This is a genomic window from Bacillus sp. DX3.1, from assembly GCF_030292155.1.
GTDB lineage: Bacteria > Bacillota > Bacilli > Bacillales > Bacillaceae_G > Bacillus_A.
On record NZ_CP128157.1, the window covers coordinates 1 to 5,959 of the forward strand.

Here is a 5,959-nt window from a genome sequence, read left to right on the forward strand (position 1 = left end):
TCTTCCTACAGGCAATTATTCAGCAATATGGCCCTTTAGTTAAAGAAGATCCGAAAGGGTTGAATGCATATCCTATACATTATAGTTAACATAACGTCCTATTATCGGTAGCAAATAGTTTCATAGAATCCTTGTGTTTACAGGGGTTTTGTTTATATGTTTATGTATCTCGTATACAGGATTTTATACATGGCTGATATAGCGGGGATTCTAAGGATCCCCGCTATTCTTTTTTTGAATAAAATCTTGCATACTCTTAGTGTGGTTTCTGATGAAGTGAGAACAAAAACAATAAGATATACATTTAAAAGGCCTCTCAGCTTGTCTGAGAGGCCTTTTTGTTCTTTGGTGTTTTTGTATGAATAAGAAAATACAAATAGGTTAGAGATAAATCTGGAGCGTTTGAGAGGTATATAACGAGTCTGAGTAATGTTGATTTTATAGAAAAAAAGAGGTGAAAAGTTAGGTAGTATTACAGAAGTAAAAACTTAAATTTCTACTTCTGTAATACTTGGGTTTTATGGTACTTAATGGTACAATTATATGTACTAAAAGGTACATGTTGGAGGTACTAAAATGGACAAAGAGAAAACGATTCAAGTCAAGTTTACAGTGAATGAAGAACAGTATAAGAAGTTAGAAATATTGGCGAAGATGAGGGAGCTTTCAGTGCCACAGTTTTGTAAGTTGACTTCGTTACAAGTGAAGACACAACCAGCTAGACCGATTGTAGTAAATGATGAATATGTAATGCCAGAACCAGATGTGTTGCTGATGAAAGAAGTAGAAGAACGTTATAACGTAGAGAATCAATTTTTAAAAATAGATAAAGAGTTTAATGAACGATTATATGAATATGCAGTGAAACAACAAGAGCGAAGTAAAAACGATCAATAGAGATCTTTGCGTGTGTTGGTCAATCAAAACGGACCTAGCGAAGCAAAGGGAGTATTTGACTTGACCAACTACACTACACCCGAACCCTCTTGGCACTGAACAAACCACCGTTTGTTCCTGCCAACCGGCGAGGGAGCCCCTCAAGGATTGAGGGGTTGGGGAGTTCGATTAATGGGGTCAAGGGGAAGGGTTCCCCTTGTAGGTTTGGACAAAGTCCAAGGTTTGGTTCGGCTTGCCGAACAGCCCCGTAGGGCACACCTTTACGATAGTAAAGTATAGTGTGCTATACTTTACATGGAAGTCCACCGAAAAACAGGGATGAAGTCTATATACTTTATATGGTTCTAGGGACTGATAAGGACGTAGAACCAAGGGAAAAGAGGTATGAAATGAGTTTTGCAATTTGTCGTATGCAGAAATTTAAAATGCGAGATGTAAAGGGAATTCAGATTCATAATCAGCGAGAAAAAGAGAGTCACACAAATCATGATATTGAGTCAGAACGAACACAACTGAATTATGATTTACATAATGATGACCGCATTGATTATTTGAAAATGGTAAAAGACAAAATTGAACAGAATGTAGAAACCAATCGGGCGATTCGCAAAGATGCGGTTGTAATGTGTGAGTTTGTGGTGACAAGCGATAAAGAATTTTTTGATGTGTTAAATATGGTTGATCCAGCTCAACAAAAAGTATTTTTTAAAGAAGCGTACAGTTTTTTAAAAGATAGATACGGTGAGCGTAATATTGTACATGCAGCAGTACATTTGGATGAGAAAACACCTCATATGCATGTTGGAATGGTTCCAGTAACTGAAGAGAATAAATTATCAGCGAAACAGATTTTTAACCGAAAAGAATTAGTTTCGCTCCAGGATGATTTTCATGCTCATATGGTGGAAAAAGGATTTTATTTAGAGCGTGGTGTATCGAGTGATAAAAAACATGTAGAAATACGAAAGTTCAAAGCTATGACGGCAAAAGAAGAAATAAAAATTTTAGAAACAGACATTAGACAATGTTTACAGAAAAAAGAAGTAGTAAATAAGCAAATGGAGCAATTAGAATCTCGTTTGAATCAATTACAAAATGCAGTGAAATCAACAAATAACGTCGATAAGATCGAAGTTAAACACAAGGGTGGTATCTTACGCTCTAAAACCGTTGAAATGAGCGTAGAAGACTTTGAGGAAATCAAAACTAAGGCAAAGGCATCAGAAGCCTTTAAACGTGAAAATATGACGTTACATCGCAAGAATGAAGCGCTACAAGCGAGTAATACAGATTTACATACAACAGTGAAGCGTTTGGAAAAAGAAAATGAAGAGTTGAAGCCGTATAAGGGTAAATTTGAACGTTTAGCAAAATTAATTGATGAGATGGATAAATTTTATGAGAAATTTATTCCAAAAGAGATGCCTAAATTCCATGAGATTATTGGTTTTTGTAAGAGAAAAGTAAATGCATCTATGAATAGATTTAGTTCTCTTAGGTATTCAGAAGAAAGATTGAATGAACATGAGAAAAGAGGATATGAAACAGCATCAAAGTTTCTTGAAAATCAACGAAAAGAACAAAAACAACAAAGAAAAGAACGTGGAAATGAAAGAGGACTTTGATAGGAGGATTATCAATGAAAAAGCTAAAGAGAAATGCAATTCAATGCCGAAAATGTGGTGATGTAATTGAATCTAAATTTACACATGATTTTAAGTGTTGTTCGTGTGGATCAGTGGGAGTAGATGGTGGTTTGGAGTATGCTCGTATGCAAGGGAATTTGGAAAATATCATTGAGTTACATGAATTTGAGGAAAAGGAAGGACAGGCATGATAAAATAAAAACGAGCCATGCGGCTAACATGGCTCGTTCTAAAGGGTATTTCAGCAAAAATACCTAAAACTTAATCATCTGTTTATAGATTATCATAATTTTATTATTAGGGTAATACCCGAATTATGATTTTTGGTATTTTTGTTGGTGCTCGTAATAACGAGAGGAGCAACAACACATGACAAAAAATATTATTAACTTTGGACAAGCTGAAGAAAAAGCGAGAAAACGAGATTTAGAGATTGAGCAAAAACAATTTGAAGAAGAACATCATGGGATGGATCAAGACGCAGTAGATGAAGCTTTAAAGGTGTTAAGTAAGGCTACTGGTGGTAAAGAGATTTACATAGGCACTAAAAAGAGTCCTCAATCGAAAGTGAGGTTTGCTCAATCAATGCAAGAGAATCTAGGCTATTTGTATAAGCAAAAATATTTAACAGATAGGGAGAAGATTTTTTTAACTGAAATAATCCCTTATATTGCTTTTTCTAGTAATTGTATTGTTCTTGATATTAAAGTGAAAAACCCTGTACCCGCAAATATTACAGAGATTGCAAAATTAATAGATGCTTCTAGACAACCTACAAGTACAGTAATCAATTCTTTAGTTAAAAAAGGAATTTTATTTAAAGGTGATTCAGGCGTTGAAGGAAATAATGCTAAGGCTTATGCAGTATTTATTAATCCTCATGTGGTTTATGCAGGAGATAAGGACAATGTAAATGAAGCATTAAAAGTTATGTTTTATAAAGCTATGAAGATGCCTATTTTAAAGGATTTACCTAATAAGTTTTTTTGAAAATATTAATCGTAGTTATCAAATCGATAACTACGATTTTTTATTATTTCGTGTGTCACAAATATGTGACACACGTGTCACATATTTGTGACACACGAAAATCTTTAAAAACACTGATATATCAACATTTTTTACACTTTTAAAAGTCTCTCTCTTCTCACTCTATATATATAGGGTTAAAAGTTCCGAAAGGAACAGGTAGTATTTTTTGAGAACCCCATTCAAAAAATCTCCACCTTGTCCGCTTTGCTCCCTCCTTGCAAAACTTTTTTCGGCTGGTTTTTGACTTTCGCCAAGCCGAACAGACCAAAAACGAGGTTAAGTTGCTCGACTTGGACCAGCAATTGTACCAGCCGAACCACCCAGTTTTATCGATCTAAGCGATAAGCTTACTCTATATTCAGTTACGTTAAGTTCTTAGGGGCTAGCCCCTCGCTTCGCTTCACCCCAGCCTTCACCATTCCACCCAAAAACAAGGGGGAAAACCACACTAAGCAAAAAATAAAATAAGCCATCCATTCGGACAACTTATTTACATAATTTTTGTTATCGGGAGTTAGGTTTCTTTAGTTGAATGGGAATGTTTTGATCCAGTAGAAGAATGCAAAACCTCCAGCTACAAATAAAGCAGCTAAAATGAATGTTAATAGAGGTATTTTATTTTTCATACTTTTTCCTCCAATGATTTAATCTTAAGCTAATTTAGTTCACATAAAATCCGTTATGGGTACTGAAAAAGGATCTTCAATTAAAGATCCTTTTGTGCTGCTTATTGAACAATCTCGTCTGTTTTTGGAAGAATGTTTGTTTTTATCGATTTAAAAGTCTTGTGATAAAACCAAAATCATCTTCATCTTTCACTAGAAAATCAAAGCCCAAATACGCTGCGCTACCAAGTGAGATTGCCCAAAATGCAATACTTGCTGTCATTAATACTAAAGTTTTCAAACGTGTACCGCCAAATGTGACAGCTAATAATGTTGTTAAATGACTACCTATAAAAAAGGGTCCAATAAACGCTAAACCTGGTAAACCATATTTCCCCCAAATTTTCTTAGCGCGTTGGTGACTTTTGGATTCATTTATTTCTTCATTATTTTTTTTCTTTTTACGCCAATTGCGAATCGAGTCTATAAACAAGATAAGTAAAATTATAGTTAATAAATTCCCTAAAAATGCAATAATAATAACTGGAACTGCTGGAATGCCGCCGATAATTGCAATTGGTACTATCATTGATACTTCAAAAAAAGGAATTGCTGCCAACAAAAAAATAATAAAATATGTCCAAATCAATTTCTAATCCCCCTCGTATATCTTTACCTTCATTTTTAGAGTATCCTTCTGGTTCGCTCGTTCCTTTTTTTAAAAGAAAACGGCCTCATCATATTGAAGAAAAGCTTATCTTTAAAACTCATCAAATTTCTTCTTTGCTTTCTGCTTTAATTTAAAACTAAATCGACTTGTATGTTCATCGTTATTTACCAATAATTGATATGCAGAAAGAATTGTAAGAGTACGAACTGACATATATAGACCAACGGCTATTAAAAACACAAAAATCGGATAATAAGGAGCCAAGATCCCCATCTCTAATTTTTTCTCCAAAGCAAAAGCTAAGAATCCCACCGCCAGTAAACAAACTCCAATCACCACTATACCTGAATATTTTCTTTTAAAGCCCTCATATCTTACTGTTAGCTCTTTAAAATAATTTGAATCAAACAATAAAACTTCTTTTTTGAGAATTGTATATTGTCCTTGATCAAATCCTAATGTTGCAAAAGAAATAATTCCTAATGTTGCAATGACAATAATTAGGAGTATTCCTAACATTGAGTTTTTCCCTAAAATTAAATATGGTTCAAACGCCAATGCAAAAAAACCAAAACCTAATCCAATATGCTTAGCAATTTTTTGTGTGCTTATCAAAAAACCCTCTGCCATTTCTCTACTTACATAATAACCTTCTTCATTTCCTTCATTGTTCTCAGCAGAATCCTTCAATAAGTAATCAATAGATACCTCAAAGATATTCCCAATCATTAAGAGCTTTTCTGTTTCAGGAAATCCTTGGCCATTTTCCCATTTGCTAATTGCTTGTCTTGAGGTGTTTAATTGTTCAGCTAAAGTTTCTTGAGAAAATCCATTTTCTTTTCTAAGTTTAGAAAGTTTTTCACCAAATTTCATTCATTTCAACTCCTCTCATTTTGTTAGTTATATTGTATAAAAGCATTGCTGTTCTTTCTATCACGTAGCGAATGCACTTTGTCAACTTAAGGTTGCATTATTGTTATACTGCGTCTTTTAAAGCTTTTTTCTTATGTGTCTTTTGAAAGTGATTTATTCGGATATAAGTCATAGTAAAAAGGGGGATATCTTTTATTCCCCCTTTTTACTTCTAATGATTCTGTTCAAATTCTTGT

At 33.9% G+C, this 5,959-nt stretch carries 6 protein-coding genes; 4 read left to right on the forward strand and 2 right to left on the reverse strand.

Translation table 11 applies throughout. The features are described from left to right. Nucleotides 1-576 precede the first annotated feature (576 nt). The 4 genes from QRE67_RS26055 to QRE67_RS26070 all read left to right on the forward strand — a co-directional run bounded on the left by QRE67_RS26055 (nt 577) and on the right by QRE67_RS26070 (nt 3,533). Nucleotides 577-897, forward strand: coding sequence for a hypothetical protein (locus QRE67_RS26055; protein ID WP_088004762.1), 321 nt, complete (start codon nt 577-579; stop codon nt 895-897). Between the two features lie 389 nt (nt 898-1,286). Next, nucleotides 1,287-2,522, forward strand: coding sequence for a MobV family relaxase (gene mobV / locus QRE67_RS26060; protein WP_286125422.1), 1,236 nt, complete (start codon nt 1,287-1,289; stop codon nt 2,520-2,522). 14 nt (nt 2,523-2,536) lie between these two features. Next, nucleotides 2,537-2,734: a DUF7695 domain-containing protein gene (locus tag QRE67_RS26065; RefSeq protein ID WP_286125423.1), complete on the forward strand. Its 198-nt coding sequence runs from the start codon at nt 2,537-2,539 to the stop codon at nt 2,732-2,734. A 178-nt stretch (nt 2,735-2,912) separates the two neighbouring features. After that, nucleotides 2,913-3,533: a MarR family transcriptional regulator gene (locus QRE67_RS26070; protein WP_150191099.1), complete on the forward strand. Its 621-nt coding sequence runs from the start codon at nt 2,913-2,915 to the stop codon at nt 3,531-3,533. A gap of 810 nt (nt 3,534-4,343) precedes the next feature. Here the strand turns inward: QRE67_RS26070 and QRE67_RS26075 are convergent. Further along, nucleotides 4,344-4,829 (reverse strand): small multi-drug export protein, encoded by a 486-nt coding sequence (locus QRE67_RS26075; protein WP_077295761.1) that lies wholly within the window; start codon nt 4,827-4,829, stop codon nt 4,344-4,346. 111 nt (nt 4,830-4,940) lie between these two features. Then, a complete protein-coding gene (locus tag QRE67_RS26080; protein ID WP_077295763.1) occupies nt 4,941-5,723 on the reverse strand; it encodes a helix-turn-helix domain-containing protein in 783 nt (260 codons plus the stop codon). Between the last annotated feature and the right edge of the window lie 236 nt (nt 5,724-5,959).